The sequence below is a fragment of the Deltaproteobacteria bacterium genome, from assembly GCA_012522415.1.
GTDB lineage: Bacteria > Desulfobacterota > Syntrophia > Syntrophales > JAAYKM01 > JAAYKM01.
In genome coordinates this window covers 1-2,662 of the sequence record JAAYKM010000104.1, presented here as the reverse complement: position 1 = coordinate 2,662, position 2,662 = coordinate 1, and the positions used below count along the sequence as shown (strand labels likewise).

3 protein-coding genes are annotated in these 2,662 nt (G+C 54.8%); all 3 read left to right on the top strand.

Annotation, left to right across the window (positions count from 1 at the left end; genetic code table 11):
• Positions 1 to 329: 329 nt before the first annotated feature.
• On the top strand, positions 330 to 1,196 hold the full coding sequence (locus GX147_08615; protein NLN60748.1) for a transporter substrate-binding domain-containing protein: 867 nt from the start codon (positions 330 to 332) through the stop codon (positions 1,194 to 1,196).
• Between the two features lie 22 nt (positions 1,197 to 1,218).
• Positions 1,219 to 2,016 carry an amino acid ABC transporter permease gene (locus GX147_08610; GenBank protein ID NLN60747.1) on the top strand — a complete coding sequence of 266 codons (798 nt, stop codon included), beginning with the start codon at positions 1,219 to 1,221 and terminating at the stop codon, positions 2,014 to 2,016.
• Positions 2,017 to 2,029: 13 nt separating this feature from the next.
• Positions 2,030 to 2,662: amino acid ABC transporter ATP-binding protein (locus GX147_08605; protein ID NLN60746.1), on the top strand; the 633-nt coding region annotated here is incomplete at its 3' end.

Here is a 2,662-nt window from a genome sequence, read left to right as displayed (position 1 = left end):
AGTGTTACCCTGCATAAAAATTGAATCGCTTTTGATAGAGGCGCGGTTTTCAAGAGTAGTATCGGCATCAAGGTGAGGCAACCGCCGGTACGAAAGGGGTTACCGCCGAAGCTTCGAAAGAATGCCTGGTCTTTCGTTGCTGGGACAGCAGAGAATATCTGCTGGACTGTCACAGCTTATGTGGAGCGCTATCTTTGGCATCGGATCATCTGCTTTTTCTCCGATTTCCATGGACCGCTTGACAAGGCGGTTCTCTTTTTGGAATACCCGCCGGCGGGACGTCTGCCGGAGCCCGGGCTTCCTTGGCGCGGGCAAGAAAGGAAAGACATATGAGAAAGTGGATCAGTATCCTGATGGTAGCTATGCTTTTATTAACCCTCACTGCCTGTGGCGGAGGGGCAAGCCAGAAAGTTCCGACTGGAGTCGAAGACGGCGTTTTAACCATCGCCATGGAGTGCGCCTACGCGCCTTACAACTGGACCCAAAACGATGATTCCAATGAAGCCGTACCCATCAAGAACGTGCCCGGCTCGTTCGCAAACGGCTACGATGTCATGATGGCCAAGAAGATTTGTGAAGCCAATGATTGGGAGCTGGAGATTATTCAATCCGATTGGGATTCATTAGTGCCCGCTGTGATGACCGGAACTATTGACGCGGTCATCGCCGGTCAATCCATGACGGCCGGCCGGTCGGAACAAGTCGATTTCGCGGGCCCCTATTTTTACGCCACCATGGTCTGTCTGACCAAAAAAGACAGCCCCTTTGCCGGCGCACAAGGTCTTGCCGATCTTGCGGGCGGCACCTGCACGGCCCAACTCGCCACCATCTGGTACGAACAGTGCCTCCCTCAGATTGAAGGAGCGATCATTCAACCGGCCTCGGCGGACGCCCCCGCCATGCTGATGGCGCTTGAAACAGGGATGGTGGACTTTGTCTGCACCGACCTGCCCACGGCACAAGGGGCTGTCGTTGCCTATCCCGACATGGTGATCCTGGATTTTTCCGGGACTCCAGGCGACTTCCAATTCTCGGACCAGGTCCGGGCAGAGAACGTCAACATCGGTGTGTCCGTCATGAAAGGGAATGCCTTCCTCAAGAAGGCCATCGATGAGGTACTTGGCACCATGACGGAAGATGACTTCAATCGCCTCATGCAGTTCGCCATCACGATCCAGCCCTTGAGCGTGGATTGATCAGGGAAGAGGGACCACTCAAATGGACAGGGGAGCTCAACTCCTTATTGATATCGGCAAGCTATGGGAACGCTACGGTACTTCTTATCTCAGGGGCATCCAGTCAACCCTGCTCCTGGCATCAGTGGCAACGGTTCTGGGCTGCCTGATCGGTTTTGCCTGCGGGGTGCTGAACACCATCCCCGTCTCCCCGCAGGATCACCCGGCCAAACGGTTCACTCTCGGCCTGATCCGGTGTGTGATTCGCCTTTATGTCGAGGTCTTCCGCGGGACACCCATGGTGCTTCAGGCGGTCTTCTTCTATTATGGCCTGCCTTATCTCACCAACAACACCGTCAAGTTCACCAGTATCTGGCTGGCGTCCATCCTGGTGGTCTCCATCAACACCGGCGCCTACATGACAGAGTCCGTCAGGGGTGGCATCCTCTCCGTCGACCCGGGGCAGACGGAGGGCGCCAAAGCCATAGGCATGAACCATTATCAGCGCATGACATGCGTGATCCTGCCCCAAGCCCTGCGCAACATCATGCCTCAGATCGGCAACAACTTCATCATCAATGTCAAGGACACCTCTGTCATGTTCATCATTGGATTCCCTGACTTTTTTGCTGCCCATCGGGCAGCCACCGGAGCCACCTATCTCTATTTCCCCTCGGCCCTGGTCGAGATGGCCGGCTATCTCTTTTTAACCTTGGTCGCCTCCTTCCTCCTTCGGCGGATTGAGCATCTCATGGACGGCAAGAGCAGCTATGAATTGGCTGCACGGGATCCGCTAGTCATGACGGCAGGCACCCACCGCCACCCCAAAATCTCCCGTTAGGAGGATGCATATCATGTCACTGCAAACACGCCATGAACCTATCTTGAGGATCCGGGAGCTCAATAAAGCTTTCGGCAAGAACAAGGTGCTGACCGGTGTCAATTTTGACGTCTACAAGAACGATGTGATCAGCATCATCGGCGCATCGGGCTCGGGCAAGTCGACCTTGCTTCGCTGCATCAATTTGCTTGAAACGCCCAGCTCGGGAGAGATTTTCTACCGGCAGCAAAATGTGCTCTCAAGACAAAACAAGATCAATCCCTATCGATCCCGGGTAGGCATGGTGTTTCAGTCATTCAACCTTTTCAACAACATGACGGTTCTGGACAATTGCATGGTTGGCCAGATGAAGGTCTTGAAGCGATCCAGGGAGGAGGCTCGCCAGCGAGCCCTGAGCTACCTGGATAAGGTTGGGATGACTCCTTTTGTCAAAGCTAAGCCAAGACAGCTCTCCGGCGGCCAAAAACAGCGGGTGGCCATTGCCCGGGCCTTGGCCATGGATCCGGATATCCTGCTTTTCGACGAGCCAACTTCCGCTCTGGATCCTGAGATGGTGGGCGAGGTTCTGTCCGTCATGCATAAAGAAAACCTCGGTACTCACATCTCTTGCGAAGGCCATTTCGTGGGTCACGACAAGCAGGGTGCT